The sequence below is a fragment of the Candidatus Microthrix subdominans genome (genome assembly GCA_016719385.1).
Taxonomy (GTDB): domain Bacteria; phylum Actinomycetota; class Acidimicrobiia; order Acidimicrobiales; family Microtrichaceae; genus Microthrix; species Microthrix subdominans.
Genome location: JADJZA010000001.1, coordinates 39,547 through 65,773, shown reverse-complemented (window position 1 = coordinate 65,773; position 26,227 = coordinate 39,547). Strand labels below are relative to the sequence as shown.

Sequence of the window (26,227 nt, the reverse complement as noted above, 5' to 3'; positions counted from 1 at the left end):
CGCTTAGCGGTTGGTGTGGGCCGATCCGTGGAACGCAGGGCGCACGGCATGGGGCAGGTCGAGTCGCTCGACGCTGCCGCCCGCAGCGGTGATCGCAGCCTCGGCGGAGGCGGAGAAAGCATGAGCCTTCACCGTGACGGCGCGATCGATCTCGCCACGTCCCAGCACCTTGACCAGTGAGCCCTTGCCAACCAGCCCGATGCCGAGCAGGGTTTCGGGGCTGACCTCGTCCAGGCCGCACTCGGCGATCGTGTCGAGGTTGATCGGCTGATACTCAACCCGGAACGGGTTGTTGAAGCCGCGCAGCTTGGGCAGGCGCTGGAACAAGGGCAGCTGACCGCCCTCGAAGGCGACCGGCACGGTGTTGCGAGCGTGCTGGCCCTTGGTGCCGCGGCCGGCGGTCTTGCCGCCCTTGCCACCGATACCTCGGCCGACACGCTTGGAGCGACGCTTGGCTCCGGGTGACGGTTGCAGATCGTGGATCTTCACGATGCATCCTCCTCGACGCTGATCAGGTGGGGGACCTTATTGATCTGGCCCCGCATGTCGGGGGTGTCCTCGAGCACGTTGGTCTTGCCGATGCGGCCGAGGCCTAAGGCGCGGAGGGATCCGCGCTGCTTGGGCTTGCTCCCGATCGCAGATCGGGTCTGTGTGACTCTCACTTTGGCCATCATCGAACCTCGGTCGGTTCGGGGGCCGGACCGCGCTCGGACTCCTGCCACGCACGCCACAGGGCGGGGGGCATGAACTCCTCGGGATCGAGACCGCGAAGGCGAGCCATCTCGTCGGGGCGGCGCAGGCCGCTCAGCCCGGCCATGGTGGCCCGCGCGACGTTGATGTAGTTGGGCGAGCCCAGGGACTTGCACAGGACGTCGCCGATGCCGGCCTCTTCGAGGATGGCGCGGGCGGCGCCGCCGGCGATCACGCCGGTACCGGGGGCGGCTGGCTTGAGCATGACCCGGCCGGCGCCCAGTTCACCGATGATCGGGTGAACGATGGTGGAACCGGCCATCGGGACCTTGATCAGGGAGCGCTTGGCCTCTTCGGTGCCCTTCTGGATCGCCAGGGGCACCTCCTTGGCCTTGCCGTAGCCGAGGCCGACGCGACCGGCGCCGTCGCCGATCACAACCAGCGCTGTGAAGGAGAACCGACGTCCGCCCTTGACGACCTTGGCCACCCGGTTGATGTTGATCACGCGCTGTTCGCGCAGTGACATGTCGTCGCCGCGGGAGTTGCCGCGGTTGCTGTGTGGTGCCATCTCTAGAACTCCAGTCCGCCGGAACGGGCGGCATCGGCCAATGCGGCTACCCGACCGTGGAAGCGGAAACCGCCCCGGTCGAAGACCACCGTGGTCACTCCGGCGGCCTTGGCACGCTCGGCGATGCGCTCGCCGACCGCTGCGGCCGCCTCCTTGTTGGACGTCGCTCCACCCGACAGGTCGGATTCCTGGGTCGACGCCGCAGCCAGGGTGACCCCGGCGGTGTCGTCGATCACCTGGGCCATCACGTGTCGGTTGGACCGATACACGGAAAGGCGGGGGCGTTGTGTGGTCCCGCTGACCGTCGCACGCACACGGGCGTGGCGACGTATGCGGGATCGGCGCTTGGCGTTGGTCTTGTTGGTCATCTCATGCTCCTGGCCCGGCTCACTTGCCGGCCTTACCGGCCTTGCGCTTCACGTGCTCGTTGGCATAGCGGACGCCCTTGCCCTTGTAGGGCTCCGGCGAACGCAGCGCTCGAATGTTGGCGGCCACCTGACCGACGACCTGCTTATCGATGCCGGTGATCTCGATGTAGGTGTTACGAGGAAGCGTGAAGGTGATGCCCTTCGGCGCCTCGACCGTGATCGAGTGGGAGTAACCGAGCTGGAGCTCCAGGGCATTGGACCCCTTGGCCGCCGCTCGATAACCCGTACCGACGATCTCGAGATCCTTCTGGAACCCGGTGGAAACGCCGACGACCATGTTGTTCACCAGCGAACGCGACAGGCCGTGCAACGAGCGAGTTTCGCGCTCGTCGTCGCCCCGGCTGACGTTGACTTCACCGTCGTTGACCGCCACTGCAATGGCGCCCGGGATGTCCTGGCTGAGTTCGCCCTTGGGGCCCTTGACGGTCACGGCGCTGCCGTCGACCGACACGGTGACCCCGGCGGGGATGGTGATCGGCTGTTCTCCGATTCGTGACATGTCAGCTCCTACCAGACGTTGCAGAGGATCTCGCCACCGACCCGGCGGCGACGTGCCTCCCGGTCGGTGATCAGCCCCTGGCTGGTGGACAGCACCGAAATCCCGAGGCCGCCCAGAACGCGGGGCACCTCGTTGGATTTGCGGTAGATGCGAAGGCCGGGCTTGGACACCCGCTGCAGACCGGAGATCACGCGTTGGCGCTCCGGGGAGTACTTCATGGTGATCGTCAGGGTGTTGCCCGGGCCGTTGGGCGCAGGGTTCACCTCGTACGGGCCGATGTAGCCCTCACGACGGAGGATCTCGGCGAGAGCCAGCTTTTGCTTGGATGAAGGCATGCGCACCTGGTCGTGCATCGCGATATTCGCGTTGCGAATCCGGGTGAGCATGTCGGCGATGGGATCAGTCATTGACATTTTTCAGACTCCTCTCACCAGCTCGCCTTGCGGACCCCGGGAATTTCTCCCGCGTGGACCATCTCTCTCAGACAAATACGACACAGTCCAAACTTCCGGTAGACGGCACGTGGACGGCCACAGCGCTTGCAGCGGGTGTAGCCACGGACCTTGTACTTCGGCTTGCGGTTGGCCTTCTCAACGAGTGCCTTCTTCGCCATTACTGCTGCCCTTCACGTTTGAACGGGAAGCTGAAGGCGTCGAGCAGGGCCTTGCCTTCAGCGTCGGTACGAGCGGTCGTGACCAGCGTGATGTCCATACCCCGGGAGGCGTCGATCTGGTCGTAGTCAATTTCGGGGAAGATCAACTGCTCGGTCACCCCGAAGGTGTAGTTACCCCGGCCGTCGAAGCTCTTCGGCGACAAGCCACGGAAGTCGCGGATGCGGGGGATGGCGAGGTTGACCAACCGGTCGAAGAACTCCCACATGCGGTCGCCCCGCAGGGTGACCTTGACACCGATGGCGTTACCCTCACGCAGCTTGAAGCCTGCGATCGACTTCTTGGCCTTGGTGACGATCGGCTTCTGGCCGGTGATGATCGTCAGGTCGCCGATCACCCGTTCGATGAGCGCCTTCTGATCGATGGCGGCGCCGGCGCCCACGTTGACCACGATCTTGGTGAGGCGGGGCACCTCCATGACGTTTTCCAGCCCGAGTGCGGTCTGGATCTGGTCACGCAGCTCGGCGTTGTAGCGCAGCTTCAGGCGAGGCCCGGGGGCCACACCGTCGTAGTCGCCCACGCTGATCACCGGCTCGGACTCGGCTTCTTCGGCCTCGACGCCGGTCGTTTTGGCAGATTTGGTCGCGTTGCTCACAGCTCACCTCCGCTCTTGCGGGAGATTCGGGTTTTGATGCCGTCGTCGGACACCCGGTAACCGACCCGGGTTGGCGTGCCGCCCTCGACCAGCGCCACATTGGACACATGGATGGGGCCCTCGGCCTCGCGAATGCCGCCAGGTTGACCCTGCTGGCGTGGCTTCTCGTGATGCTTCTGGACGTTGACGCCCTCGACGAGAAGCTTCTGGGCCTTCGGCATGGCCTTGATCACCACGCCCTCGGTGCCGCGGTCCTTGCCCCGCAACACGACTACCCGGTCGCCTTCACGGACCTTCATTTTGGCGGGCGCTTTGGCCTGCTTCGTGCGTGACATCACAGCACCTCCGGGGCGAGTGAGACGATGCGCATGAACTTGGCGTCGCGGAGTTCACGGCCGACCGGACCGAAGATGCGGGTGCCACGGGGCGCCCGATCCTCACGGATCAAGACCGCTGCGTTCTCATCGAAACGGATGTAGGAACCGTCGCTGCGACGCCGCTCCTTTTTGGTGCGCACGATCACGCAGCGCACGACCTCGCCCTTCTTGACGGCTGCACCGGGGAGGGCGTCCTTCACCGTGGCCACGACGATGTCGCCGATCGAGGCATAGCGGCGGCGAGAGCCTCCGAGCACCTTGATCACCAATACCTCGCGGGCACCGGAGTTGTCCGCAACCCGCATGCGGGTTTCCACTTGGATCATCGGGCACGCTCCAGGATCTCGAGCAGGCGCCAGCGCTTGTTCTTGGACAGTGGACGGGTCTCGACAACCCGCACCCGGTCGCCGACGTTGAGGGTGTTCTCCTCGTCGTGGACGTAGAGGCGCTTGGTGCGTCGGACCGCCTTGTCGTAGGCCCGATGCCGGACCTGCTGGGTGAAGCTGACGGTGACGGTCTTGTCCATGCCGCTCGAGGTGACGATGCCCTCGCGCACCTTGCGGGAAGGACGGGTCTCGGCGGTGGTGTCGTCCGCGTTGATGCTGGTCTCGGCCATTTACGCGTTCTCTCTCTCGGCGGCGGCAATCTCGCGCTCGCGCAGCTCGGTCAGGATTCGGGCGATCATCCGCTTGACCTCGCCCAGTCGGGCGGAGTTGTCGAGCTGGCCGGTGACCAGCTGGAACCGAAGGTTGAACAACTCTTCGCGTCGTTCGGCCAACTGGGTCAGCAGCTCGCCATCGGCGATCTCTCGAATGGGGGTGTCGTTACGGGCCATCAGATGCCCTCCTCCCGGGTGACGATGCGCGCCTTGATCGGCAGCTTCTGGATCGCCCGATCGAGCGCACCGCGTGCGACTGCTTCGTCGGGGTAGCTCAGCTCGAACATGATGCGGCCCGGCTTCACCGGGGCCACCCAGCGCTCCGGGTTGCCCTTGCCGGATCCCATGCGGGTCTCGGCCGGCTTGGCGGTGATCGGCTTGTCGGGGAAGACGGTGATCCACACCTTGCCACCGCGCTTGATGTGGCGCGTCATGGCGATACGAGCTGCCTCGATCTGCCGGGCGGAGATCCAACCCGGCTCGAGCGCCTGCACGCCGTACTGGCCGAAGCTGACCTCGGTTCCGCCCTTGGCGGTGCCCTTGAGGCGTCCTCGCTGGTGCTTGCGGTGTCGAACCTTACGTGGCATCAACATGGGATCACTCTCCCTCGTTCGGCCGGAAATGCTCCGGTCCCTTGGACCGGGACTGGGCCTGACGCTCGATCTCTTCTTCCTCGGTCAGCAGCTTCTCGAACTCCGGATCCGCTTCCTTGAGGAGGGGCGCAGGCTCGGTTACCTCGGCCGGGGCAGCATCGTCGTCGCCGGCGCCGGCGGGCACCGGCGGAGCGGGACGGGACGACACCACACGTGAGGTGGGTTCCTGGCCGGTGGACTCGCCCACCGCCATCGCAGCCTCTTTGGAGGCCTTGTCCTCGCCCTGGGGCTTGTAGGGCAGGATGTCGCCCTTGTAGAGCCACACCTTGACGCCGACGCGGCCGGTGCTGGTGGCGGCCTCGCGCAGGCCGTAATCGATGTCGGCCCGCAGGGTATGGAGCGGCACCCGACCTTCGCGGTACCACTCGGAGCGGCTCATCTCGGCACCGCCCAAACGGCCACCGCACTGAACCCGGATGCCGAGGGCGCCGGCCTTCATGGCGTTCTGGACCGCTCGCTTCATCGCACGACGGAACGCCATGCGGTTGGCCAGCTGGTCGGCGACGCCCTGAGCGATCAGGGCAGCATCGAGCTCGGGCTGCTTGATCTCTTGAATGTTGAGCTGCACCTTGGGGTTGCTCGTGATCCGGGCGAGCTCCTGGCGGAGCTCGTCGGCCATGGCGCCGCGGCGCCCGATCACGATGCCCGGACGGGCGGTGTGCAGATCGATGCGCACCCGATCGCGGGTTCGCTCCACCTCGATGCGGCTGATGGCTGCGTTGGCCATGCGGCCCATCAGATAGCGGCGGATTTCCCAATCCTCGACCACGTAGTCGACGTACTGCTCACGGCTGGCGTACCACCTGGACTTCCAGTCGGTGGTGATTCCCAGGCGAAAGCCGTACGGGTTGACCTTCTGTCCCATCAGGCGTCGTCCTTATCGTCGGCTGCATCCGCAGTGTCGTCGGCTGCATCCGCAGCGTCAGTGTCGTCTGCGTCGGTGTCGTCTGCGTCGGCCTCGGCAGCTTGGGCGGTGGCTTCCGCCTCCTGCTCGGCCGTGGCCTCGTCGGTGGGCGTGTCGTCCACCATCTCCGGGTTGACCGCTGCGGTGGCCGGTTCAACGACCTCTGCCTCGTCCGCCACCGACTCGTCGGCGGTGTTGGCGTCATCACCCCGGCTCGCCGCAACGCGACGAGCTCGGGCGGCGGCGGCGTCTGCGGGGGCTCCACCACGCTCGCGTCGATCGCTGAGCTCCTCGGCCGACAACCGTCCGACGATCACCGTAATGTGGGTGGTCCGCTTGTTGATGCGAGTGGCTCGGCCTCGGGCACGGGGCCGAAAGCGCCGCATCGTCGGGCCTTCATCGGCATAGCAGGCGGCGACGAACAGTTCGTCGGCGGGCAGGCCGTCGTTGGCGCCGGCGTTGGCGACCGCCGAGGCGACCAGCTTGGCGATCGGCCGACCGGCGTCGCGGTCGCAGCGGTTGAGCTCGTCCATCGCATCGGCGACCGGCAGGCCCCGGATCAGGTTGAGCACTTCGCGAGCCTTGTAGGCCGAGAAGCGAGCATGGCGCAAGACGGCGCGGGTGCCCGGACGTTCGTTGGTCTTCGTTCCGTTCTGGGCCATCGTTACCGCCCGCCTCGCGCCGTGCGCTCCTGGCCGGCGTGAAACTTGAAGGTGCGGGTCGGGGCGAACTCGCCCAGCTTGTGACCGACCATCGACTCGGTGACGTACACGGGAACGTGCTTGCGGCCGTCGTGCACTGCGATCGTGTGACCGACCATGTCGGGGATGATCGTCGAGCGTCGCGACCAGGTCTTGATGACCGTCTTCTGGCTCTTGTCGTTGAGCGCATCCACCTTCTTCAGAAGGTGGTCGTCGACGAAAGGGCCCTTCTTCAGACTGCGGGGCATATCAGGACTTCCTCGGGTTGCAGATGTGGTGACACCAGAACGCCGGTGTCGAATGGCGCGAGGTGCTCGTCGGCACCGCGATGGGCTCGGCCGGGTTCATCGGCGAGACCCGCGGGTCCGACGACGACGCACGATCAGCTTCTCGGACGGCTTGGTCCGATCGCGGGTGCGGCCCTCGGGCTTGCCCCACGGCGACACCGGGTGGCGACCACCGGAGGTCTTGCCCTCACCGCCACCGTGCGGGTGGTCCACCGGGTTCATCGCAACGCCACGGGTCTGGGGGCGCTTGCCCTTCCAGCGGTTGCGTCCGGCCTTGCCGATCTGGATCAGCTCGTGCTCGACGTTGCCCACCTGGCCGATCGTCGCTCGGCAATCGATCGGCACACGACGGCGTTCGGTGGAGGGCAGCCGCAGGGTGGCGTAGCCACCTTCCTTGGCGACCAACTGCACCGATGCGCCGGCGGAGCGGGCCATCTTGGCTCCACCGCCGGGCTGCAGTTCGATGTTGTGGAGCGTCGTGCCGACGGGGATGTAGCGCAGCGGCATGGCATTGCCAGTGCGAATCTCGGCGCCCTGACCCGACTGCACCTCGTCACCAACGCTCAGGCCCCTCGGGGCAACGATGTAACGCTTCTCGCCATCCAGGTAGTGCAACAGAGCGATGCGGCAGGTGCGGTTGGGGTCGTACTCGATCGTGGCGACCTTGGCGGGGACACCGTCCTTGGTGCGACGGAAATCAATGACGCGGTAGCGCTGCTTGTGCCCGCCTCCGCGATGCCGCGAGGTCTTGCGACCCTTGTTGTTGCGACCACCGGTCTTGGTCTTCTGGGTGACCAGCGACCGCTCGGGGCTGGTCGCAGTGACATCGGAGAAGTCCGAAACGGTCTGGAATCGACGTGCCGGACTGGTCGGCTTGCGCTTTCTGAGGCCCATGAGTCTCCCTCTCAGCGAACTTCGAAGAGTTCGATCGCGTCACCCTCGACGAGGGTGACCATGGCCCGCTTGGTGTCGGAGCGGGATCCGTACGTCATGCGCTTGCGCTGACGGATGCGCTTGCCGGGCCGGTTGAGCGTGTTGACCTTGACGACCGAGACGCCCCAGATGGTCTCGACCGCTTGGCGGATCTCAACCTTGTTGGCATCCGGGGCCACGATGAAGGTGTAGACACCCTCATCGATGAGGCCATAGGACTTTTCCGACACCACCGGTCGGATGATGACCTCGCGTGCGTCTCTCATGAGTCGTCTCCTGAAGCGGCAACTGCCGGGGCCGCACCGGGCAGCGAATCACGGGTATAGATGATGAAGTCGTTGACCAACACGTCGTAGGTCGTGACCTGACCGGCGTGGAGCAGCGTGACCTCGGGGAGGTTGCGCATGCTGCGGGCAGCGAGTTCGTCGTCACGGGTGAGCACGACGAGGATGCGTCCGGTGGCACCCAACGCAGTCAGTGCGGCCTTGGCCGCCTTGGTGCTCGCGGTGTCGAAGTTCCACTCGGAGAGCACGATGAGCTTGTTGTCGGCCAGGCGGTCCGAGAGCGCCGAGGCCAGCGCCAGACGCTTCATCTTCTTCGGGGTGCGCTGCGCGTAGCTGCGGGGCTTCGGGCCATGGGCCACGCCGCCGCCACGCCAGTGTGGTGCACGGATCGAGCCCTGCCGAGCGTTGCCGGTGCCCTTCTGGCGCCACGGCTTGCGACCGCCACCACGCACCTCGGCGCGGGTCTTGGTCGAGGCGGTGCCCTTACGGTGGGCCGCCAACTGGGCGACGACCACCTGGTGCATCACCGACACGTTGGGCTCGACGCCGAACATGGCGTCGTCCAAGTCGATCGAGCCGGCCGAGGAGCCGGAATCATTGAGTACGTCGACGCTTGCCATCAGCTCTCACCCCCGCCGACGCCGGCCTTGATGGCGTCGCGAATCACGATGTAGGACCCCTTTGGACCGGGTACCGATCCCTTGACCAGCACGACACCGGCCTCGGGGTCTGCCCGGACGACCTCCAGGTTGAGTGTCGTCACCTTCTCGCCACCCATACGACCCGGAAGACGGGTGCCCTTGAACACCCGGCCCGGCGTGGCGCAGGCGCCGACGGCACCCGGCTTGCGGTGCACCTTATGGGCGCCGTGGCTGGCGGGCTGGCCAGCGAAGTTGTGGCGCTTCATGGCACCGGCGAAGCCCTTACCCTTGGAGACCCCGGCGACATCCACACGGTCGCCGGCTTCGAAGATCGAAGCGTCCAGCTGTTGACCGACCTCATAGGAGGAGGCGTCGCCCATCCGCAGCTCGACCAGGCGGACACCGGGATCGACACCGGCGGACTCGAAGTGGCCGGCCTCGGCCAGCGTCAGCTTGTTGGCCGACCTGGACCCGAAGGTCACCTGGACGGCTTCGTAGCCATCAGCGCCGTCGGCGGAGCGAACCGCCACGATGCGGCAGGGATCCACCTTGACCACGGTAACCGGCTGGATCTGCGAGTCCGCATCCCACACCTGGGTCATGCCGATCTTTTGTCCCACGATTGCTTTGTTCGCCATGACGGCTCGTCCTTGGTAGCTGGCCGACGCACCCGGAGTGGTGCGGATCGGTCGATTTGACGGGGCAGGAGGTTTGCTCGCCCTCTCACGCAAACGCTCCGCCCGGGCTGGCCCGGCGGAGCGACGTCTCGGTTGTGTCTCGTGGTTCCATCCGGATCCCCGATGACCTCAAGAGTCGGGGTGAAAAGTTCCGGTGGCCTGCGAGCGCCTCAATTGGTGGGACGGGGGTGTCCCACACACGAAGGGGAAACCCTACCGGTCGACATCCCAGGCCACAAACTCATCCGGCGGGAATCCCGTCGGGCGGTGCCGAGGTCGACCGGCGGGGCGATCCCCGCCGGCACGCTGGGTCAGTGAATCTTGATCTCGATGTCGACGCCGGCGGGCAGATCGAGGCGCTGCAGCGAGTCGACGGTCTTTTGGGTGGGCTCAAGGATGTCGATCAGGCGCTTGTGAACGCGCATCTCGAAGTGCTCGCGGCTGTCCTTGTACTTGTGCGGCGAACGGATCACCGTGACGCGGTGCTTCTCGGTGGGCAGCGGAATCGGCCCACGGATCGAGGCCTGTGTTCTGACAGCGGTCTCGACGATCTTCTTGGCCGACTGGTCGATGACCTCGTGGTCATAGGCCTTGAGGCGGATGCGAATGCGTTGGTTGGCCATGGAAAGCTCCTGGGAGAGAGGCGGCGTCGTACGCCGACTGCGTGAATCGTCGAGTGTCAAGGAACGCTGGTGCATTGTGCGCACCACGGAACGGGTCACTCTAGCGGGGGTGCGCACCGCCGCACCACATCGGACGACGTTCGGGCACGGGAGCCGCTGACGGACGAAAACGGCAACAGCCGGGACCCGATGTCCCGGCTGTCGGCGTACCGCTGGCTGAGGCCCCATGTGGGGCAGCGTGCTACTTGATGACTTTGGTGACCCGGCCCGCACCCACCGTACGACCACCCTCACGAATAGCGAACCGCAAGCCCTCCTCCATCGCGATCGGCGCAATCAACTCCACCGACATCGACGTGTTATCCCCAGGCATCACCATCTCCTTATCAGCAGGCAACGTCACCGTCCCAGTCACATCCGTCGTCCGGAAATAAAACTGCGGCGAATACGCCGAGAAAAACGGCTTATGCCGACCACCCTCATCCTTGGTCAACACATACACCTGACCCTCAAAATCAGTATGCGGCGTAATCGAACCCGGAGCAGCCAACACCTGACCCCGCTGCACATCATCCTTCTCCACACCACGAAGCAACGCACCAATATTATCCCCAGCCTGCCCCTCATCCAGCAGCTTCCGGAACATCTCCACACCAGTACACGTCGTCTTCGTCGTCGGCTTCAAACCAACAATCTCCACCGCATCACCAGTATGAACAGCACCCTGCTCAATCTTCCCCGTCACCACCGTCCCACGACCCGTAATCGAGAACACATCCTCAATCGGCATCAAGAACGGACGATCCAAATCACGCTCCGGCTGAGGAATATACGCATCCACCTGCGCCATCAACTCCATCACCTGATCCTGAGCAGCCTCATCACCCTCCAACGCCTTCAACGCCGACACCGGCACCACAGGAATATCATCACCAGGAAACTCAAACTCGGACAGAAGCTCACGCACCTCAAGCTCCACCAACTCAAGAAGCTCCTCATCATCAACCATGTCCACCTTATTCAAGGCAACCACAATCGACGGCACACCCACCTGCCGAGCCAACAACACATGCTCACGCGTCTGCGGCATCGGCCCATCAGCAGCCGACACCACCAAAATCGCGCCATCCACCTGCGCCGCACCCGTAATCATGTTCTTGATATAATCCGCGTGCCCCGGCATATCCACATGCGCATAATGACGGTTCTCAGTCACATACTCCACATGCGACACATTGATCGTGATCCCACGCTCACGCTCCTCCGGAGCCTTATCAATATTGTCGTACGCCGTCGCCTCATTACCCGGAACCCGATCAGCCAACGTCCGCGAAATCGCCGCAGTCAACGTCGTCTTCCCATGGTCAATATGACCCATCGTCCCCACGTTCATATGAGGCTTGTTCCGCTCGAACTTCTCCTTGGCCATCAGGTTGCTCCTTGTTGTGGGTAGATCGTGGGTGGGGGGTGGTGCGCAGGGATAAGGGTAGTGGCGAGGGCGGGACGCCCGTGCCGGGGGCGGCCGTCAGCGGCCGGTGACCCGAGCGACGATCTCTTCCTGGATCGATCGCGGGGTGGCCTGGTAACTACCGAAGTGCATCGTGTAGTTGGCCCGGCCCTGGGTCTTCGAGCGGAGGTCGGTCGAATACCCGAACATCTCCGACAGCGGCACCTCGGCGTCGATCACCTGGTTGGCGCCGCGCTGTTCCATCTTGCCGACCTTGCCGCGCCGGCTGTTGAGGTCGCCGATGACATCGCCCATGTAATCCTCGGGCGTCACGACCTCGACGTTCATGATCGGCTCGAGCAGTGTGGGCTTCGCCTTCCGGGCGGCCTCCTTGAAGGCCATCGTTCCGGCGATCTTGAACGCCATCTCCGACGAGTCGACGTCGTGGTAGTCGCCGTCGGTGAGCTCGACGCGCACGTCGACCATCGGGAAACCGGCGAGGACCCCCGAGGTGAGCGCCTCCTCGACGCCGTGGCCCACCGACGGGATGTACTCCTTGGGAATGCGTCCGCCGGTGATGTTGTCCTCGAAGCTGAACCCGCCGCCGGGGCCGGTGGGGATGACGTTGATGACGATCTTGGCGTACTGGCCCGAGCCACCGGTCTGCTTTTTGTGCAGGTAGGTGTGCTTGATGACCTCCTGGGTGAGGGTCTCGCGGTAGGCCACCTGCGGCTTGCCGACCGTGGCGTCGACCTTGAACTCCCGCAGCATGCGGTCGACGATCACCTCGAGGTGCAGTTCGCCCATGCCGGCGATGATCGTCTCGGCGGTCTCCTCGTCGGTGCGCACCTGGAAGGTGGGATCCTCCTCGGCCAGCGACACCAACGCCTTGGACATCTTGTCCTGGTCGGCCTTGGTCTTGGGCTCGACCGCGACGTGAATCACCGGGTCGGGGAACTCGAGCGACTCCAGCTGGATGAAGGCGGACGGATCGCACAGCGTGTCGCCGGTGCGGGTGTCCTTCATGCCGATTGCCGCGACGATGTCGCCGGGGCCGACCCACTCCTGTTCGATCTGATCCTTGGCGTGCATCTCCAGCAGGCGGCCCATGCGCTCCTTGTTGCCGCTCCTGGTGTTCAACACCTGATCACCCTTGGTGATCTTGCCCGAATACACCCGGAAGTAGGTCAACTTGCCGACGTGGTCGGCGGTCATGATCTTGAAGGCGAGGGCGCTGAAGGGCTCGTCGTCCTCGGGGGCCCGGGTGATCGGCTCGCCCTTGCGATCGGTTCCGTCCACCGGCGGAAGGTCGAGCGGGCTGGGCATGTAGAAGCAGACTGCGTCCAGCAGCGGCTGCACACCCTTGTTTTTGAAGGCGGTGCCGTTGAGCACGGGCACGAGCCCGTGGTTCAGGGTGGCCTCGCGCAGGGCGGCCCGCAGCTCGGCGGGGCTCAGCTCCTCCTCGTTGATGAACTTCTCCATGACCGTCTCGTCGGTCTCGGAGAGCACGTCGATGAGTTCCTGGCGGTATTCGTCGGCCAGCTCCACCATGTCGGCGGGGATGTCGGTGACCTCCCAGGAGGCGCCCAGCTCCTCGCCGTTCCAGACCCACGCCTGCATCGTGACCAGGTCGACGATGCCCGCGTACTCGGCCTCGGCGCCGATCGGCAGCTGGATCACCGCCACCTTGGCGTTCAGCCGCTCCTTGATCGACTTGAGGGCGCCGAAGAAGTCGGCGCCGGTGCGGTCCATCTTGTTGATGAAGCACATGCGCGGCACGTGGTATTTATCGGCCTGACGCCACACGGTTTCGGTCTGCGGCTCCACGCCGGCCACCCCGTCGAAGACGGCGACGGCGCCGTCGAGCACCCGCAGCGAACGCTCCACCTCGACGGTGAAGTCCACGTGGCCCGGCGTATCGATGATCTGGACGCGGTGGTCCACCTTGTTGACCGTGTCGGTCCAGTGGGCGGTGGTGGCAGCCGAGGTGATCGTGATGCCCCGCTCCTGCTCCTGGACCATCCAGTCCATCGTGGCGGCACCGTCGTGCACCTCGCCGATCTTGTAGCTCTTGCCCGTGTAATAGAGGATCCGCTCGGTCGTGGTCGTCTTGCCGGCATCGATGTGGGCCATGATGCCGATGTTGCGGGTTCGTTCGAGGGGAAGGTCTGACATGATCTAACTCGGTTCCTGCGTCTGCTGCGTTTCGGTGGGGTGTCGTCGGTGGTTGGGGATGTCTGCGTGATCGAGACGGATGTGTTGGCAACGGGTCGGCTGGTGAAACGGCCGAGGCTCGGGCAGTTCAGCCCGAGCCGTCGACAACTTCTGGAACTGCGACCGTTGCCGAGGCGCTACCAGCGGTAGTGGGCGAATGCCTTGTTGGATTCGGCCATCTTGTGGAGATCGTCACGGCGCTTGACCGAGGCTCCGATGCCGTTGGAGGCGTCGAGCAGCTCGTTGGCCAGGCGTTCGGCCATCGAGCGCTCCCGGCGCTGGCGGGAGTAGCCGACCAGCCAGCGGATCGCCAGCGTGTTCGACCGGCGGGGGCTGACCTCGACGGGGACCTGGTAGGTGGCGCCACCGACACGGCGGCTACGAACCTCGAGGGCCGGCTTGACGTTGTCGATCGCCCGCTTGAGGGTGCCGACAGGCTCCGAACCCGTCTTCTCCTCGATCATGGTCAGTGCGTCGTAGACGATCTTCTCGGCCAGCGAGCGCTTGCCGCGCCGAAGCACCTTGTTGACGAACTGGGTGACGAGTACCGAGTCGTAGACCGGGTCCGGGGAGAGTTCGCGACGGGTCGCAGGTCCTTTACGGGGCATCTCAGCTCTCCTTCTTGGCGCCGTAGCGGCTACGGGCCTGGCGACGATCGCGCACGCCGGCGGTGTCGAGGGTGCCCCGCACGATCTTGTAGCGAACGCCGGGCAGGTCGCGCACCCGGCCCCCGCGGACCAGGACGATGCTGTGCTCCTGCAGGTTGTGACCCTCGCCGGGAATGTAGGCGGTCACCTCCATGCCGGATGACAACCGCACACGGGCCACCTTGCGCAGCGCCGAGTTCGGCTTCTTGGGGGTGACGGTGTACACGCGGGTGCACACCCCACGACGCTGGGGGGCGCCCTTCAACGCAGGCGTGGTGTTCGTCTTGCGCTTGGTAGAACGGCCATTTCTGACCAGCTGTTGGATGGTGGGCACGTGTGACCTCTTCGTGGATGTAGTACGGATGTGGGGGCGTAGCGGACGGCAGCGACACAGGCGAGCCGCCGGCGCAGGGCCCCCGGAGGAAGCCCGCCGAAGCGGCGCACGCGAGCCTGCGCGCAGAAGGGCTGACCACCCTAGCGAGCAGTGCCCGAGCGGGCAAAGCCCACCCGGGCAGGGCGCCGGGTGGGATCGGGTCGGTGCCCTTCCCGGCCATCCACTCAGATGCCTCGTCTCCCCGACGTTCAGGCGAGGGCGGGCGCTGCCAGCTCCAGCTGATCTGCGGCGGCTTCGGCCTTCGACGCACTGCGGGTGATGCGCTTGCGGTCGGCGCCCCAGGCGCACAGCAGGTCGATCATCAACGAGCGGGTCAGGCCGGGCAGGTCTGGGATGGCGCCGTCGGGCAGGTTGGTGAAGAGCGAGGCGCCGTTCAACATGGCGACAAACTTGGCCGCACGCCGATCGGCGTCGACCTTGTTCAGCACGCCCGCTTCGACGGCTTCGTCGATGAGTTCCCGGACAAGGGTGGCCCACTGACCTGCGGCCTCCAGCACGGTGGCCTGATCCTCGGGGAGGATGGAACGCCCGCCGTCGGTCAGCAGGAGCAGCTGGAGAAAGAAGTCGTCGCGCAGGGATCCGGGGGCCCGAACCACGAACTCGACGAAGGTGGTCAGGCCGGCCTCGGCCTTACCCTTGGCGTCGAGGCGACCCATCTCGCCCTGCCAGCGCGGGGCGGCATCGGCATAGGTGGACGTCAAACGTCCGATCGCCAGCACCTGCAGCTCGGCGACCAATGCAGACTTGGATGCGAAGTACGTGTACGCCGTGCCGACCGCAGCACCCATCTCACGTGCGAGGGCCTGCATCGTCAACGCCTCCAGCCCGCCGTTGAGAACGATGCGGATGGCGGTGTCGATGTACTCCTGGCGCTTGCGCTGACGGTTCGCCGCCCGCCCGGTGGGCGCTGTGGTCAAGGTTTGGGTCATGGTCGTACTCCAATTGGGTGGCTTGAAGGCCGTTGTGTTGTGGTTGATCCCATTCGCCGGATTGGTCGGGCAGGGATGTGATCGCCCGTAGGATTGACATCCGATGACGCCTGGTACCCGTTTTCGCCACCGAGCAACCACGAGTGCATCCCGGTGGGCGGTTGCGCTCCGGGCGCTGCGTCGCGCTGCGGCTCGTCTTGCTGCACGACGTCGGTCGGGTTCGGTTGAGAACTATCTCGACGAGATCGTACGAGACGCTGTGGATATTCCCATGTCATCGAACGAGATATCTCACTCACGAACCTCACACGTCGGCCCCTTCGTCGATCCAACCGAACGCAGGTCGATCGGACGACCACCTACCGATGAATCTAAGCACCGATCCACTCAATTGTCCACCACGTTCAATCAATCCGAAATGATCGAACGGTCGGATTCGTGAAAAATCTCGCCATCGTGGCACCGAGCCCCGTCCCGTTTCGCGAGGGCGGCGCCGAACGGCTCTGGAACGGCCTAGCGGTAGAACTCCGACGTCAAGGAACCCCCACCGAGCTACTCAAGACACCGGTAAGGGAACGCACGCTCACCCAACTCGTCACCGGTTACGCCGCCTTCGCCGAATGGGATCTCGCACATTTTGACCAAGTGATCACCGGCAAGTACCCGGCGTGGGCGGTCGATCACCCCAACCACCGGTTGTGGATGTTGCACCCGCTGCGCGGGCTGTACGACCGCTATCCGACGCACCTGCCTGCCGGGCCCGGCCGGCGAGTCGACCCGGACCTGGCCGCTGCGCTCGAACTCCCCGGGCGCTTGGCCGCCCGCGCCTCCGCATCCGGCGTGATCCTCGAGATCGCCGACCGTCTCGCCCGGGCCGCCGAGCGGCTCGGACCCGACCACCCCGACCTGGCGATCCCCTCGCCGACGGCGCGAGCGCTGGTGCAGGGGCTCGACCACCACCTCCTCGCCGCCTCGCGGGTGCGTTCGCACGCCGCCATCAGCGCCGAGGTGGCCACCCGGCCCGCCTGGTTCCCACCCGGAATCCGCCCGCTGGTGGTCCATCCCCCGCTCGACACCGACTGGGCGGCCGTCCTCGCCGGCCTCGCTCCCCCCGAGCGCACACCGGGGGCGCCGCTGCGCGTGCTCAGCGTCGGCCGGCTGGAACGGGCCAAGCGCCACGACCTGGCGATCGCCGGCGTGAAGGCCATGACGCGCCCGGCCCGTCTGCGCATCGTCGGCACTGGTCCCGATGCTGATCGTCTGGCCGAGCTGACGACCGACGACGAGCGAATCGAACTGCTCGGCGGACTCGACGACCGGGGCCTCGCTGAGGCCTACGGCTGGGCCGACGTGCTGTGTTTCACCTCCGATCGCGAGGACTACGGCCTGGTCACGCTCGAGGCGCTCACCGCCGGGCGGGGCGTCATCGCCACCACCGACGCGGGAGGCGCGTTGGAGCTGCTGAACGATTCGGGCGCCACCGGTGCGTCCCATGAAGCCGACGGCCCGGCGAACGGGATGGTCGTCGCGCCCCGGGCGAACGACCTCGGCGATGCGCTCGACTCGATTGCGGGCACCGACGGGCTGGTCGAGCGGATGGGTGAGGCCGCCCGCATCTCATCAACCGCACTGTCGTGGGAGCGCACCATCGAGGCGCTCGTCGATCCGCCTCGAAAGCGTCGGGTGGCCGGCGCCCCCGGGCCGGTCCAGCAAGCTGGCCAAGGTCCGTCGGTCGTGGCGCTCAGCACCTACCCGATCGGCGAGCGCCGCCAGGGCGGAGAGCTGCGGGCGTTCCACCTGCTCGCCGGCCTGGCCGACGCCGGGGCGCAGGTGTTGGTGGTGTCGCTCACCACCGATGCCGACCGGGCGGGCCGACGTCGCCTGGCACCCGGATTCGACGAGGAGACCGTCGCCATCTCCCCCCGCCAGAGCGAGGCCGAGCACCGCATGCGGCTCGTCTCCACCACCCACGCCATCACCGACATCGCTGCGTCGCTGTTGTGGTCGGCAACCCCCGAGTTCACGGCGTCGGTCCGGGCCGAGTTGGCCGACGCCGCTGTCGCCGTGTTGGTCCAGCCCTATCTGGCGAGTGCGTTGGCGGCGCTGGCTCCCCGCCACCTGCCGGTCGTCCTCGATGCCCACAACCACGAGGCGACGATGAAGGCCTCACTCCTGGGAGGCACACGCGGTGGGCGGTGGCTGGCTCGGGAGGCCGCCGACGCCGAACGGCTGGCGCTCGATCTGGCGGCTGCGGTCGTGACGACCACCGCTCAGGACGCAGCGCTGTTTCGCCGCGTCGACGGCGTCGACGCGGACGCGCTGCACGTCATCGCCAACGGTGCCTCCGTCATCGGCTCGCCCTTCACCGATGGGGCCGAGCGCAGCGCTCTCGGGGACCGCCTCATCGGACAGCTCGGACTGGGCGGGCCGCCTGCGTCGGTCGGGACCGGCCTCCGGCCTCGACGCCGCCTGGCGGTGTTCGTCGGCTCCGGCCATCCGCCCAACGTCGACGCCGCCCAGCGCATCGTCGACGCCGTCCGCCATCGCAACGATGTGGCGGTCGCCCTGATCGGCCGCCACTCGGAACTGCTCGGTGGCCGTCTTCCCGACCACATCGTTGCCTTGGGTCGCGTCGAGAACGAGGTGCTGGCTGACTACCTGGCCGGTGCCGACGTAGCGCTCAACCCGGTCGAGGAGGGCTCGGGGTCCAACCTGAAGCTGATCGACTACTTCGCGGCCGGGGTCCCGGTGATCACCTCGCCATTCGGCGCCCGTGGCGTCGCCGACCCGGAGCGGTTCGCCCTGCTCGCCCCCCCGAGGGGCCTGGGCGCCGCCCTCGACGCCTTGTTCGCCGATCCGGACGCACCGACACGGGCCCGGGCGGCCCGCGCCTACGCCGAAGCACACCTCGACTGGTCGTCGCTCGGTCGGCGCATGGCCGAGGTGACGCTGGCCTTGGCCCGCCCACCTGCCGATCGGGCCGCCGGGCAGGCACCGACGCCATTCGTGGAGGACCGACGATGAACTCCCCCGGGGATCCCACCGATGCATCGCCAGCCCGCCGACCGCCCACGCTCCGACCGATCGTGTGGGCCGACGTCACCAACACCGTCGCCAGCTCGGGTACGACCGGCGTCCAGCGCGCCTCCAAGAACCTGCTTGCCCCCTTGGCGGACCGGGACCCGCGCCTCGACCTCCGCCTGATCCGCTGGTGTCCGGAGTGCGCCGCATTTCTGCGCCTCGACGACGACGAGCGACGACGCTTCAGCGATGACGCCCCTCCCCCGGACCGACGGGTGGACCGACTCCCCCAGCGCATCCGACCCGTCGCCCGCCGGGTGGCCGACCGGCCGCTGCTACGGCGGCTCAACGAGGCGATGCGCCGGCGGCGCCGTCCACCCCACCCGGTCGACGCCCATGCCGGCCTGACGGTGAGCATCGACGACGGCACGTTCCTCGACCTCGACGCCGCCTGGCACAACCCGCTCGATCGTCGGGACCTGCTGCCGGCGCTGTCGGCGGCCGGCGTCCGCACGGCCGTGCTGTTCCACGACCTGTTCCCGATCGACCACCCTGAGTGGTCCGACCGGGGCACGCGGGAGCTGTTCCCACCGTGGGCCGACGCCCACCTGCGCTTCGACGCGCTGATCGTGGGCAACTCCGACTGGACGCTGCAACGGGCCCTCGATCGACGTCGAGGAATGGGACTGCCCGATCCCGGTGTCTCGGGGGTGGTGCACCTGAGCGGGGATGGAGGTGCGGGCCGTGACGAGCCCGTCGCCCCGCAAGGTCCGACGCCGACGGGCGCCCGGCCCGGCCTCCCTCCTCAACTGCAAACGGCAGGAGCATCCGAACGGCGCCTCGACGGCTACGTCATCTGTGTGTCCACGCTGGAGCCGAGGAAGAACCACCAGGTGCTGCTCGACGCCTTCGATCTGTGGTCACAGCGGACGCCGGGCCTGGGCCTGGTGTTCGTCGGGCGGATCGGGTGGAACACCGAGGCGCTGGTGCGACGTATCGAACGCCACCCCCTGCTCGGCAGCCAACTGTTTTGGTTTGCCCACGCGGACGACGAGACGATGCGCACCCTGCTCGGGGGTGCGACGGTCGCGGCGATGCCCAGCCATGCAGAGGGGTTCGGCCTGCCGGTGCTGGAGGCGCTCGCTCTCGGGGTTCCGGTCGTGACGACGAACGGCGGTGCGCTCGGCGAGGTGGGCGGCGACGTGCCCCTGAGGTTGGCGGCCGATGATTCGGAGGCCTGGGCCGACGCGCTGGTGCGCCACCTCGCCGACGAGGACTATCTCCGGACACGACGGGCCGAGGCCCGACGCGCCGCTGGGGCACTGCCCACGTGGAGTGCGGCCCGGGACGAACTGGTCGAGCTGCTCACCCGCCTCGCTCCTCCGTCCTGAGTTGACCCTCGGCCGGCGGTACAGCCGGTAGCATCGCAAGCCGCATCCGTCTGGTTGCGGAGCCCACCCCGACCCAGAGGTCAGCTGTGTACGACCCCCCGGCCATACCTTCGAGATCGCAGCTCTGACGTGCAGGTCCTGTATCTCTCCAACCGCCCCGAGGTACTCGCCGTCACCGTCGAGTCGTTGCGCACCGCGGTAGCCGAGGAGCTCGAGATCCTGGTCATCACCCCGGCCCCGACCGGCATCGACGGCGTGACCGACCTGATCGAGTCCGAGTTGCTCACCGCGGCCGAGCGGCGGGAGGCCGCTGCCGCCGACCACAGCGGTCGCAACACGATGCTGCGCGACCTGGCGGTGCGCCGGGGCCCAACCGCCGATCGGTTTCTGCTCTCCGACGACGACTACCGACCCCTCGGGCTCGTCCCAGCGGACTTCTGGCTGCGGTCGGGCAAGTTGCGCCACTACGTCAGCCACGACCTGGCCCGTTGGCGGCGTCTCAACACCAGCTACGACGGCATCCAGCTCAACACCTGGCTGGCGCTGGCCCAATGGGACTGTCCCCACCTCGGGTACGGCGCCCACCTTCCTCAGATGATCGTCCGCGAGCATTGGCTGGAGGCCTTCGACTCCTGGGCCGCGCTGTCGCAGGCGACCGCAGCGGCCGGGCACCCGGCCGGTTGGCTGGTGGACGAATGGTCGCTGCCGCTCAACTGGGGGCGTGGCCGCCACCCGGGCGACTACCACGAAGCCGAACCGCACCGCACCCTGTGCTGGCCGCAGTTCCCGTGGGAATGGACCCGCGACTACCGGGCGCCCCGCTACGACTTCGAGAACTTCTACCCGCAGCATTACCAGCCCGGCGGGCTGTTCGAAGGACTCCCCGAAGTTGCACCGGCCAACCCGGCGGCTGCGGCGGCGACAGCCTTCGAAAAGGCGCGCCGCTGGCACGAACTGGAACGCACGATGGTCGACCTGCGGGTTCCCGACGGCCTGGTCACGCCATGGACGGGGAGCGCGTCGAAGCGCACCGCACTCGCCGGGCTCCGGCTGGCCAAACGCTTTCGTACCTGGAGCGACCTGGCTGCGGCGGGCCGCGACGAAGACGTAAGCGAGGACCTCCGCCATGGCTGAGCCCACTGACCTGACCCCGGCCGACACCGACGCTACGGCCCGCTCACGCTCCCTCGCCGACCTTCCCCGATGGGAATTGTTCCTGGCGCTGTCGATGGTGACGATCGGGCTCATCGCCCGCCTGTGGCCCCGAGGGCCCTTGTGGCTGGACGAGGCGCTGTCGGTCAACATCGCCCGCGTCCCGTTCGACGAGCTGGGCGCTGCGCTCAAACAGGACGGCCATCCACCGCTCTACTACGCCCTGTTGCATCTGTGGACCGACCTGGCCGGCACCTCGACCGCTGCGGTGCGAGCGCTGTCGGTGTTCTTGTCCTTCGCCGCCTTCCCCCTCGTCTGGATCGTGGCCCGCCGTGCGGGCGGCACCCGGGTGGCACTGTGGTCGGTGGCCGTATGGGCCGTGTTGCCCTACGGCGTCCGCTACAGCACCGAAACCCGCATGTATGTGCTGATGATGGTGTTGGTGCTCGCCGGGTGGTGGTTCCTCGAACGGCTCTGGACCGAGCCGCGTTGGCCGGACGCTGTCGCCCTCGCTCTGATCGCCAGCGCCCTGTTGTGGACCCACTACTGGTCGATGTGGCTGCTCGCCGCGGTCGGTTTGGCCACGCTGCTGCGCTGGTGGCTCAACCGCGCCGAAGCCCGGGCGTTGCCCGAGCTGTTGTTCACCGGCGGGGCGCTGGGCATCGCCGGGGTCAGCTTCCTTCCCTGGGTGCCCACCCTGTTGTTCCAGTCCCAACGCACCGGAACCCCCTGGGGCGGGGTGGAACGGCCGACGACCGCCGTGGTGATCACGATCATCGAGTTCGCCGGACGCGCCTCCGCCGAACCCCAGCTGATGACCTATGCCCTGGTACTCCTCGTCGTTGTCGCCCTGGTCGGGCACACCCGCAACGGCGACAAGTGGGCGCTCATGCTCGCCGGCCCGGTGCGCCACGGCGCCCTGTGGGCGCTCGGCCTGGCGGCCGCCACCCTGCTGATCGGCTCGACGGCAGCGATGGTCGGCGGTGCCACGTTCGTCAGCCGATATGCGGCGGTGATCTACCCGATCGCGGTCGTGCTGATCGGCTGGGGCCTGGCCAGCTGCCCACCGCGACTGCGCGGCGCCCTCGCCGCGGTCGTGTTCGCCGGCTCGCTGGTCGGCGTGGCCCTCGAGATCTCGATGCCCCGCTCCATCTCGGGAGTCGCCGCCGACGTGATCGAGGCCGAGGCGCCCGACGCGCTGGTCGTCACCTGCCCCGACCAGCTGTCGGTGGCGCTCAGCCGCGAGCTCGACGACGGACAACAGGTGGTCTCCTTCCCGGACCCAGGCTCCGACCCGAGGTTCATCGACTGGGTCGACTACGAAGCCCGGGTCGACGACGCCGACCCCACCGCGGTCGCCGCCGAGGTGTGGCGGTTGGCCGACGGCCGGCCGGTGGTGTTGGGCTCCGCCGACACCTACGCCACACACGTCACTGCATGCCCGGCCTTCCTTCGGGCTCTGTCGAACGGCCACGAGCAACGTGACCTGCTCGTCTCCACCGGCAAAGATGCCTTCGAGCACATGAGCCTGGTGCTACTCGTACCATGACTGACCGGCGAGGACTTCCAGCCCCAACCGCGCTTTCGGGAGCTCGGTGGAACACCTGCGGAACCATCGACGCCACCAGGTGGTGGCTGACCATTCTCGGCACATGGGCCGCCGGCCGTCTTATCGTGCTGATCAGCATCCTATTGTCACCCCGCTTGGCTACCTTCGTGCCAAAAGCGGTCCCCCTCGGGATGGACCTACGCTGGAGAGCGTGGGATGCGCTGTGGTACGAGCGGATGCTCACCCTGGGGTGGGATGGTGTCTCGCCTGAAGGCTACCGGTTCTTCCCCGGTTACCCCCTGACCGCCGAGCCACTGGCCATCCTCTTCGGCTCCCTTGTTGCCTTGTTTATGGTCAATTGGCTGACTGCCCTCGGGGGCATCGCCTTGGCCGGAGAACTTACGAAGCGGACTACCAACGACGATGCGCTAGCACGCCGAGTAATCGTATTGACTGGCATCTTTCCGGCCGCAATGGCACTGGTGCTGCCCTATAGCGAAGGCCTAGCGCTCCTGCTTATAGCCGCCGCACTGATCTCTCTGCTCGGCCACCGTTGGAGATGGGTTACCGCGCTGGGGCTCGCCGCTTCGGTGGTTCGTCCCACGGGGGTACTACTGGTGGTCCCGGTGGGTATTGAACTGTGGCGGGCTTGGCCAGGAACTACGGCGCGCAGCAGAACGGCAATGCTTGCCGCCATCGCCGCACCGGTGATCGGGCTGATCGGAGTGTTCACTTGGGTCGGCGTGGCCTCCGGTGACTGGGGACTACCCTTCTCAGTTCAACGCCAAATCCGCGGGGGGTTTCTTGATCCGGTTCGGGCTGTGGCCCAGCTTCCAGGTGAGGCCTTAGGCGGCAACCTGTCAGATGGCGTTAACCTGATATTCGCCCTACTGCTGTTGGCGGGGGCAGCCGGCATGTGGAGGGTAACTTTGCCAGCATCACTGAGGGCGTTTGGCATTGTCTCGCTCGTCGTGGCGCTGTCGGCCAACAACATCGACTCGATCGGCCGCTACGGCATGGTGACCACGCCTCTCATCATCGGCCTATGTGCCTGGCTCGATCGTCGTTGGGTCTACGCCGGAGCATTGGCCATCTCTACTTCTGGTTTGGTGGCCATGACCCTGGCTGCGCAGTGGAGCCTCGTGGTGCCGTAGGCTCCGCCCGCCAACTGCGCCCGCCGGGCCGGAACGGGTTCCTACTCAGAGCAGATTGACATCTCGTCCGTGAAACTCCGGCAGGTGAAACCGGGAGGAACAACACCGGACAACGTTGGATCTAACGGGCTAACCACCGCTGCCAGAACGCGCCCCCCACCTCCAAGATCTACAGTTGTTGCGCAAGCCTCGCCTTCGTCCGCTCGACCGCCGTAGTAGCCATTGATCGGTGTATCCGCCAGCGATGCGGCAATGACAGCATCCTGAAAACTCATCAAAGCCTCGGGGGAATCTGTGCAGTAATAGGCTGGCGCAATCCTGACCTGGTCAAAGCCCGACATCTGCGACGCCAACAAGTCAATGTTGGCAACCCTTTCGTCATCACTTCCAAGCATTTCAGGAACAAAAGAGCGGTACCTTGAGGTGTCAACAAACTGCAGAAGAGCAAGAAGAGCCATGGTCGTCGCCAGCATGGCCTCAGTGACACCCAGACCCCGCAAACCACCGATCTAGCCAAACAAGCGAGCCCAAGCTCAAACCGTAGCCGACGATCCAAAAAAACCTGCCGGAAGCACGAAATTGTTGAATAATACCTGAAGCAGAGCGGGGCGCGATCACCAGCATGACGCAGACTCCCGCCCCGAACACAAGAACGAGAGTCAGACGCCAACGCGTTACGAGAACCTCACGGACAAACAAAAGACCCACCAAAGCGCCCGCCTCCGACAGCGTTGGAAGTGGGAGGAACCACGGTCCTCACCCGGATAAGGAACGGTTGGCTTCCAGTGCACCACATGTGACCGCAAAAGCTTACTAATACAAGCGCGACAACGAACCCCTTTCGGATGAATTCGAAGATCGCCCTTATTCTAAGAGGGTTGCCAACAGGGCCACCACACCCGGCCCCAAGAGTAACCCCCTGAGCCTTGTCGATTTAATAGGCCATTCATCGCCGGGCAGAGGGTGGACCACGGCCAGATGGACCAGCAAGTGGACCCCAACTCGCCATCCCCCCCCCCGGTAACCCATCACGACCATGAACGGGGGCGACACTACCGAAAGAACCAGCCACACCGAACCTGCTTCCGGCGATCCTTCGAAAGCACCGAGCCCCAAACGGCCGTGCCCGAAAGAGATGGAGTCCCCACAGCGCTTGCTGTGCAGGTCGGCGGATTGCCCACGCCGCCCCTGAGACCCCCCCGCCATGGATTGGTGCCAGGCTTCGGCTCCCTTTTCGCCCTTCCACCCGGCCCCCCCCCCCCACCCCCCCCCGCCCCCCCCCCCCCCCCCCCCCCCCCCCCCCCCCCCCCCCCCCCCCCCCCCCCCCCCCCCCCCCCCCCCCCCCCCCCCGCCCCGCCCCCCCCCCCCCCCCGGCTGGCTCGTCCCTCGCCGGGCCCTATCCCCCTGACGACATCAAAGGCGGCCACCGCGCCGACGACGATCACCGCCGGGGAGGCCACCGCAGCGTCGCCCAGGGCGTCCAGCGTGCAGCGGCTGACGACCTCGCGCCCGGTGGTCGCCGACTCGATCACCGCTACCGGCGTCGCAGGGGCCAGGCCGCCCGCCTGCAACTCGGCGGCGATCTCCCGCCGGTGGGCCACGCCCATCAGAATGGCGATGGTGCCGCCCACCCGGGCCAGCGCCCGCCAGTCGACGTCCTGCTCGCCGGGGCGCCGATGACCGGTGACAACGCTGTACCCGGCCGAAACGCCCCGGTGGGTCACCGGGATGCCGCCGGCGGCCGGTGCGGCGACCGACGACGAGATCCCCGGCACCACCTCGACGGGGATGCCGGCGCGCTGCAGTTCGAGCGCCTCCTCCCCGCCGCGACCGAAGACGAACGGATCGCCGCCCTTCAGTCGCACCACCCGGCGACCCTGCCGCGCCAGGTGCACCAACATGGCCGAGATCATCTCCTGGGGCGTGGCCCGGCCCGGGCGCTTGCCGACATCGATGCGTTCGACGCCGGCGGGGATCAGCGCCAGTACCCCGTCGCCAACCAGGGCATCGTGGACGACCACGTCGGCGTTGGCCAACTCCCGAGCGGCCCGCAGGGTCAACAGGTCCGGGTCGCCAGGCCCGCCGCCGACCAGCACCACCGGCACCACCGGCACCATGGCCTGCGTCGGGTGCTCGGCGC

Annotated in this window: 32 protein-coding genes and 1 pseudogene; 5 read left to right on the top strand and 28 right to left on the bottom strand. The window is 66.7% G+C overall.

Features of this window, described 5'->3' with window-relative positions; translation table 11 throughout:
* Positions 1 to 3: 3 nt before the first annotated feature.
* From rplO to IPN02_00210, 26 genes are all read right to left on the bottom strand, one after another.
* Entirely contained in the window at positions 4 to 489 is a 486-nt protein-coding gene (gene rplO / locus IPN02_00335) for a 50S ribosomal protein L15 (protein MBK9295334.1), read from the bottom strand.
* Entirely contained in the window at positions 486 to 674 is a 189-nt protein-coding gene (gene rpmD, locus IPN02_00330; GenBank protein ID MBK9295333.1) for a 50S ribosomal protein L30, read from the bottom strand. Before rpmD ends, rplO begins: the two co-directional genes overlap by 4 nt.
* Positions 671 to 1,216 (bottom strand): 30S ribosomal protein S5, encoded by a 546-nt coding sequence (gene rpsE / locus IPN02_00325; GenBank protein MBK9295332.1) that lies wholly within the window; start codon positions 1,214 to 1,216, stop codon positions 671 to 673. The genes rpmD and rpsE overlap by 4 nt, the downstream gene beginning before the upstream one ends.
* Positions 1,217 to 1,260: 44 nt before the next feature.
* Positions 1,261 to 1,626, bottom strand: a complete 366-nt coding sequence (rplR, locus tag IPN02_00320; GenBank protein MBK9295331.1) for a 50S ribosomal protein L18 — start codon at positions 1,624 to 1,626, stop codon at positions 1,261 to 1,263.
* A gap of 19 nt (positions 1,627 to 1,645) precedes the next feature.
* Entirely contained in the window at positions 1,646 to 2,185 is a 540-nt protein-coding gene (rplF, locus tag IPN02_00315; GenBank protein ID MBK9295330.1) for a 50S ribosomal protein L6, read from the bottom strand.
* 8 nt (positions 2,186 to 2,193) lie between these two features.
* Positions 2,194 to 2,598, bottom strand: a complete 405-nt coding sequence (rpsH, locus tag IPN02_00310) for a 30S ribosomal protein S8 (GenBank protein ID MBK9295329.1) — start codon at positions 2,596 to 2,598, stop codon at positions 2,194 to 2,196.
* Positions 2,599 to 2,612: 14 nt separating this feature from the next.
* Positions 2,613 to 2,798, bottom strand: a complete 186-nt coding sequence (locus IPN02_00305; GenBank protein MBK9295328.1) for a type Z 30S ribosomal protein S14 — start codon at positions 2,796 to 2,798, stop codon at positions 2,613 to 2,615.
* Positions 2,798 to 3,358 carry a 50S ribosomal protein L5 gene (gene rplE / locus IPN02_00300; GenBank protein ID MBK9295327.1) on the bottom strand — a complete coding sequence of 187 codons (561 nt, stop codon included), beginning with the start codon at positions 3,356 to 3,358 and terminating at the stop codon, positions 2,798 to 2,800. The genes IPN02_00305 and rplE overlap by 1 nt, the downstream gene beginning before the upstream one ends.
* Positions 3,359 to 3,447: 89 nt before the next feature.
* A complete protein-coding gene (gene rplX / locus IPN02_00295) occupies positions 3,448 to 3,750 on the bottom strand; it encodes a 50S ribosomal protein L24 (protein MBK9295326.1) in 303 nt (100 codons plus the stop codon).
* 35 nt (positions 3,751 to 3,785) lie between these two features.
* On the bottom strand, positions 3,786 to 4,154 hold the full coding sequence (rplN, locus tag IPN02_00290; protein ID MBK9295325.1) for a 50S ribosomal protein L14: 369 nt from the start codon (positions 4,152 to 4,154) through the stop codon (positions 3,786 to 3,788).
* Complete coding sequence (gene rpsQ / locus IPN02_00285; protein ID MBK9295324.1) at positions 4,151 to 4,444, bottom strand: 30S ribosomal protein S17; 294 nt, start codon at positions 4,442 to 4,444, stop codon at positions 4,151 to 4,153. Before rpsQ ends, rplN begins: the two co-directional genes overlap by 4 nt.
* Complete coding sequence (gene rpmC, locus IPN02_00280; protein MBK9295323.1) at positions 4,445 to 4,663, bottom strand: 50S ribosomal protein L29; 219 nt, start codon at positions 4,661 to 4,663, stop codon at positions 4,445 to 4,447.
* Positions 4,663 to 5,079, bottom strand: a complete 417-nt coding sequence (rplP, locus tag IPN02_00275; protein MBK9295322.1) for a 50S ribosomal protein L16 — start codon at positions 5,077 to 5,079, stop codon at positions 4,663 to 4,665. Before rplP ends, rpmC begins: the two co-directional genes overlap by 1 nt.
* Positions 5,080 to 5,083: 4 nt before the next feature.
* A complete protein-coding gene (gene rpsC / locus IPN02_00270; GenBank protein MBK9295321.1) occupies positions 5,084 to 6,004 on the bottom strand; it encodes a 30S ribosomal protein S3 in 921 nt (306 codons plus the stop codon).
* Positions 6,004 to 6,705 carry a 50S ribosomal protein L22 gene (rplV, locus tag IPN02_00265; protein ID MBK9295320.1) on the bottom strand — a complete coding sequence of 234 codons (702 nt, stop codon included), beginning with the start codon at positions 6,703 to 6,705 and terminating at the stop codon, positions 6,004 to 6,006. Before rplV ends, rpsC begins: the two co-directional genes overlap by 1 nt.
* Positions 6,706 to 6,707: 2 nt before the next feature.
* The gene (gene rpsS, locus IPN02_00260) at positions 6,708 to 6,992 is read right to left on the bottom strand and encodes a 30S ribosomal protein S19 (protein MBK9295319.1); all 285 of its coding nucleotides are present in this window, start codon (positions 6,990 to 6,992) and stop codon (positions 6,708 to 6,710) included.
* Positions 6,993 to 7,088: 96 nt separating this feature from the next.
* The gene (gene rplB / locus IPN02_00255) at positions 7,089 to 7,925 is read right to left on the bottom strand and encodes a 50S ribosomal protein L2 (protein ID MBK9295318.1); all 837 of its coding nucleotides are present in this window, start codon (positions 7,923 to 7,925) and stop codon (positions 7,089 to 7,091) included.
* A gap of 11 nt (positions 7,926 to 7,936) precedes the next feature.
* Positions 7,937 to 8,230 (bottom strand): 50S ribosomal protein L23, encoded by a 294-nt coding sequence (rplW, locus tag IPN02_00250; protein ID MBK9295317.1) that lies wholly within the window; start codon positions 8,228 to 8,230, stop codon positions 7,937 to 7,939.
* Positions 8,227 to 8,868, bottom strand: coding sequence for a 50S ribosomal protein L4 (rplD, locus tag IPN02_00245; protein MBK9295316.1), 642 nt, complete (start codon positions 8,866 to 8,868; stop codon positions 8,227 to 8,229). The genes rplW and rplD overlap by 4 nt, the downstream gene beginning before the upstream one ends.
* A complete protein-coding gene (rplC, locus tag IPN02_00240) occupies positions 8,868 to 9,527 on the bottom strand; it encodes a 50S ribosomal protein L3 (GenBank protein ID MBK9295315.1) in 660 nt (219 codons plus the stop codon). The genes rplD and rplC overlap by 1 nt, the downstream gene beginning before the upstream one ends.
* Positions 9,528 to 9,877: 350 nt before the next feature.
* A complete protein-coding gene (gene rpsJ, locus IPN02_00235) occupies positions 9,878 to 10,189 on the bottom strand; it encodes a 30S ribosomal protein S10 (protein MBK9295314.1) in 312 nt (103 codons plus the stop codon).
* A gap of 241 nt (positions 10,190 to 10,430) precedes the next feature.
* The gene (gene tuf / locus IPN02_00230) at positions 10,431 to 11,618 is read right to left on the bottom strand and encodes an elongation factor Tu (GenBank protein MBK9295313.1); all 1,188 of its coding nucleotides are present in this window, start codon (positions 11,616 to 11,618) and stop codon (positions 10,431 to 10,433) included.
* A 96-nt stretch (positions 11,619 to 11,714) separates the two neighbouring features.
* Positions 11,715 to 13,811, bottom strand: a complete 2,097-nt coding sequence (gene fusA / locus IPN02_00225; protein MBK9295312.1) for an elongation factor G — start codon at positions 13,809 to 13,811, stop codon at positions 11,715 to 11,717.
* A gap of 176 nt (positions 13,812 to 13,987) precedes the next feature.
* Complete coding sequence (gene rpsG, locus IPN02_00220; GenBank protein ID MBK9295311.1) at positions 13,988 to 14,458, bottom strand: 30S ribosomal protein S7; 471 nt, start codon at positions 14,456 to 14,458, stop codon at positions 13,988 to 13,990.
* Between the two features lies 1 nt (position 14,459).
* Positions 14,460 to 14,831 carry a 30S ribosomal protein S12 gene (locus IPN02_00215; GenBank protein ID MBK9295310.1) on the bottom strand — a complete coding sequence of 124 codons (372 nt, stop codon included), beginning with the start codon at positions 14,829 to 14,831 and terminating at the stop codon, positions 14,460 to 14,462.
* Between the two features lie 248 nt (positions 14,832 to 15,079).
* Positions 15,080 to 15,820, bottom strand: coding sequence for a TetR/AcrR family transcriptional regulator (locus IPN02_00210; protein MBK9295309.1), 741 nt, complete (start codon positions 15,818 to 15,820; stop codon positions 15,080 to 15,082).
* 438 nt (positions 15,821 to 16,258) lie between these two features.
* Between IPN02_00210 and IPN02_00205 the strand changes: the two genes are divergently transcribed.
* The 5 genes from IPN02_00205 (at position 16,259) to IPN02_00185 (ending at position 24,087) form a co-directional block, all read left to right on the top strand.
* Complete coding sequence (locus IPN02_00205; protein ID MBK9295308.1) at positions 16,259 to 18,844, top strand: glycosyltransferase; 2,586 nt, start codon at positions 16,259 to 16,261, stop codon at positions 18,842 to 18,844.
* The gene (locus tag IPN02_00200) at positions 18,841 to 20,232 is read left to right on the top strand and encodes a glycosyltransferase family 4 protein (GenBank protein ID MBK9295307.1); all 1,392 of its coding nucleotides are present in this window, start codon (positions 18,841 to 18,843) and stop codon (positions 20,230 to 20,232) included. The genes IPN02_00205 and IPN02_00200 overlap by 4 nt, the downstream gene beginning before the upstream one ends.
* Before the next feature lie 129 nt (positions 20,233 to 20,361).
* Positions 20,362 to 21,366: a hypothetical protein gene (locus IPN02_00195; GenBank protein ID MBK9295306.1), complete on the top strand. Its 1,005-nt coding sequence runs from the start codon at positions 20,362 to 20,364 to the stop codon at positions 21,364 to 21,366.
* Positions 21,359 to 22,933 (top strand): glycosyltransferase family 39 protein, encoded by a 1,575-nt coding sequence (locus tag IPN02_00190; protein ID MBK9295305.1) that lies wholly within the window; start codon positions 21,359 to 21,361, stop codon positions 22,931 to 22,933. Before IPN02_00195 ends, IPN02_00190 begins: the two co-directional genes overlap by 8 nt.
* A 125-nt stretch (positions 22,934 to 23,058) precedes the next feature.
* The gene (locus IPN02_00185; GenBank protein MBK9295304.1) at positions 23,059 to 24,087 is read left to right on the top strand and encodes a hypothetical protein; all 1,029 of its coding nucleotides are present in this window, start codon (positions 23,059 to 23,061) and stop codon (positions 24,085 to 24,087) included.
* A gap of 41 nt (positions 24,088 to 24,128) precedes the next feature.
* Here the strand turns inward: IPN02_00185 and IPN02_00180 are convergent, their stop codons facing one another.
* A complete protein-coding gene (locus IPN02_00180) occupies positions 24,129 to 24,560 on the bottom strand; it encodes a hypothetical protein (GenBank protein MBK9295303.1) in 432 nt (143 codons plus the stop codon).
* A 933-nt stretch (positions 24,561 to 25,493) separates the two neighbouring features.
* Positions 25,494 to 26,204, bottom strand: a pseudogene (cobA, locus tag IPN02_00175) (uroporphyrinogen-III C-methyltransferase).
* Positions 26,205 to 26,227: the final 23 nt, after the last annotated feature.

Coding starts and splice junctions, on each gene's coding strand:
- rpsH (MBK9295329.1), bottom strand. CDS start 2,598: ATGTCAATGACTGATCCCATCGCCGACATGCTCACCCGGATTCGCAAC.
- IPN02_00305 (MBK9295328.1), bottom strand. CDS start 2,798: ATGGCGAAGAAGGCACTCGTTGAGAAGGCCAACCGCAAGCCGAAGTAC.
- rpsS (MBK9295319.1), bottom strand. CDS start 6,992: ATGCCCCGCAGTCTGAAGAAGGGCCCTTTCGTCGACGACCACCTTCTG.
- rplW (MBK9295317.1), bottom strand. CDS start 8,230: ATGAGAGACGCACGCGAGGTCATCATCCGACCGGTGGTGTCGGAAAAG.
- rpsE (MBK9295332.1), bottom strand. CDS start 1,216: ATGTCACTGCGCGAACAGCGCGTGATCAACATCAACCGGGTGGCCAAG.
- rplR (MBK9295331.1), bottom strand. CDS start 1,626: ATGACCAACAAGACCAACGCCAAGCGCCGATCCCGCATACGTCGCCAC.
- rpsQ (MBK9295324.1), bottom strand. CDS start 4,444: ATGGCCGAGACCAGCATCAACGCGGACGACACCACCGCCGAGACCCGT.
- IPN02_00190 (MBK9295305.1), top strand. CDS start 21,359: ATGGCTGAGCCCACTGACCTGACCCCGGCCGACACCGACGCTACGGCC.
- rplX (MBK9295326.1), bottom strand. CDS start 3,750: ATGAAGGTCCGTGAAGGCGACCGGGTAGTCGTGTTGCGGGGCAAGGAC.
- rplP (MBK9295322.1), bottom strand. CDS start 5,079: ATGTTGATGCCACGTAAGGTTCGACACCGCAAGCACCAGCGAGGACGC.
- rplD (MBK9295316.1), bottom strand. CDS start 8,868: ATGGCAAGCGTCGACGTACTCAATGATTCCGGCTCCTCGGCCGGCTCG.
- tuf (MBK9295313.1), bottom strand. CDS start 11,618: ATGGCCAAGGAGAAGTTCGAGCGGAACAAGCCTCATATGAACGTGGGG.
- rplV (MBK9295320.1), bottom strand. CDS start 6,705: ATGGCCCAGAACGGAACGAAGACCAACGAACGTCCGGGCACCCGCGCC.
- rpmC (MBK9295323.1), bottom strand. CDS start 4,663: ATGGCCCGTAACGACACCCCCATTCGAGAGATCGCCGATGGCGAGCTG.
- rplF (MBK9295330.1), bottom strand. CDS start 2,185: ATGTCACGAATCGGAGAACAGCCGATCACCATCCCCGCCGGGGTCACC.
- fusA (MBK9295312.1), bottom strand. CDS start 13,811: ATGTCAGACCTTCCCCTCGAACGAACCCGCAACATCGGCATCATGGCC.
- rplC (MBK9295315.1), bottom strand. CDS start 9,527: ATGGCGAACAAAGCAATCGTGGGACAAAAGATCGGCATGACCCAGGTG.
- rpsG (MBK9295311.1), bottom strand. CDS start 14,458: ATGCCCCGTAAAGGACCTGCGACCCGTCGCGAACTCTCCCCGGACCCG.
- IPN02_00200 (MBK9295307.1), top strand. CDS start 18,841: ATGAACTCCCCCGGGGATCCCACCGATGCATCGCCAGCCCGCCGACCG.
- rpsJ (MBK9295314.1), bottom strand. CDS start 10,189: ATGGCCAACCAACGCATTCGCATCCGCCTCAAGGCCTATGACCACGAG.
- rplN (MBK9295325.1), bottom strand. CDS start 4,154: ATGATCCAAGTGGAAACCCGCATGCGGGTTGCGGACAACTCCGGTGCC.
- rpmD (MBK9295333.1), bottom strand. CDS start 674: ATGATGGCCAAAGTGAGAGTCACACAGACCCGATCTGCGATCGGGAGC.
- rplB (MBK9295318.1), bottom strand. CDS start 7,925: ATGGGCCTCAGAAAGCGCAAGCCGACCAGTCCGGCACGTCGATTCCAG.
- IPN02_00210 (MBK9295309.1), bottom strand. CDS start 15,820: ATGACCCAAACCTTGACCACAGCGCCCACCGGGCGGGCGGCGAACCGT.
- IPN02_00180 (MBK9295303.1), bottom strand. CDS start 24,560: ATGCTGGCGACGACCATGGCTCTTCTTGCTCTTCTGCAGTTTGTTGAC.
- rpsC (MBK9295321.1), bottom strand. CDS start 6,004: ATGGGACAGAAGGTCAACCCGTACGGCTTTCGCCTGGGAATCACCACC.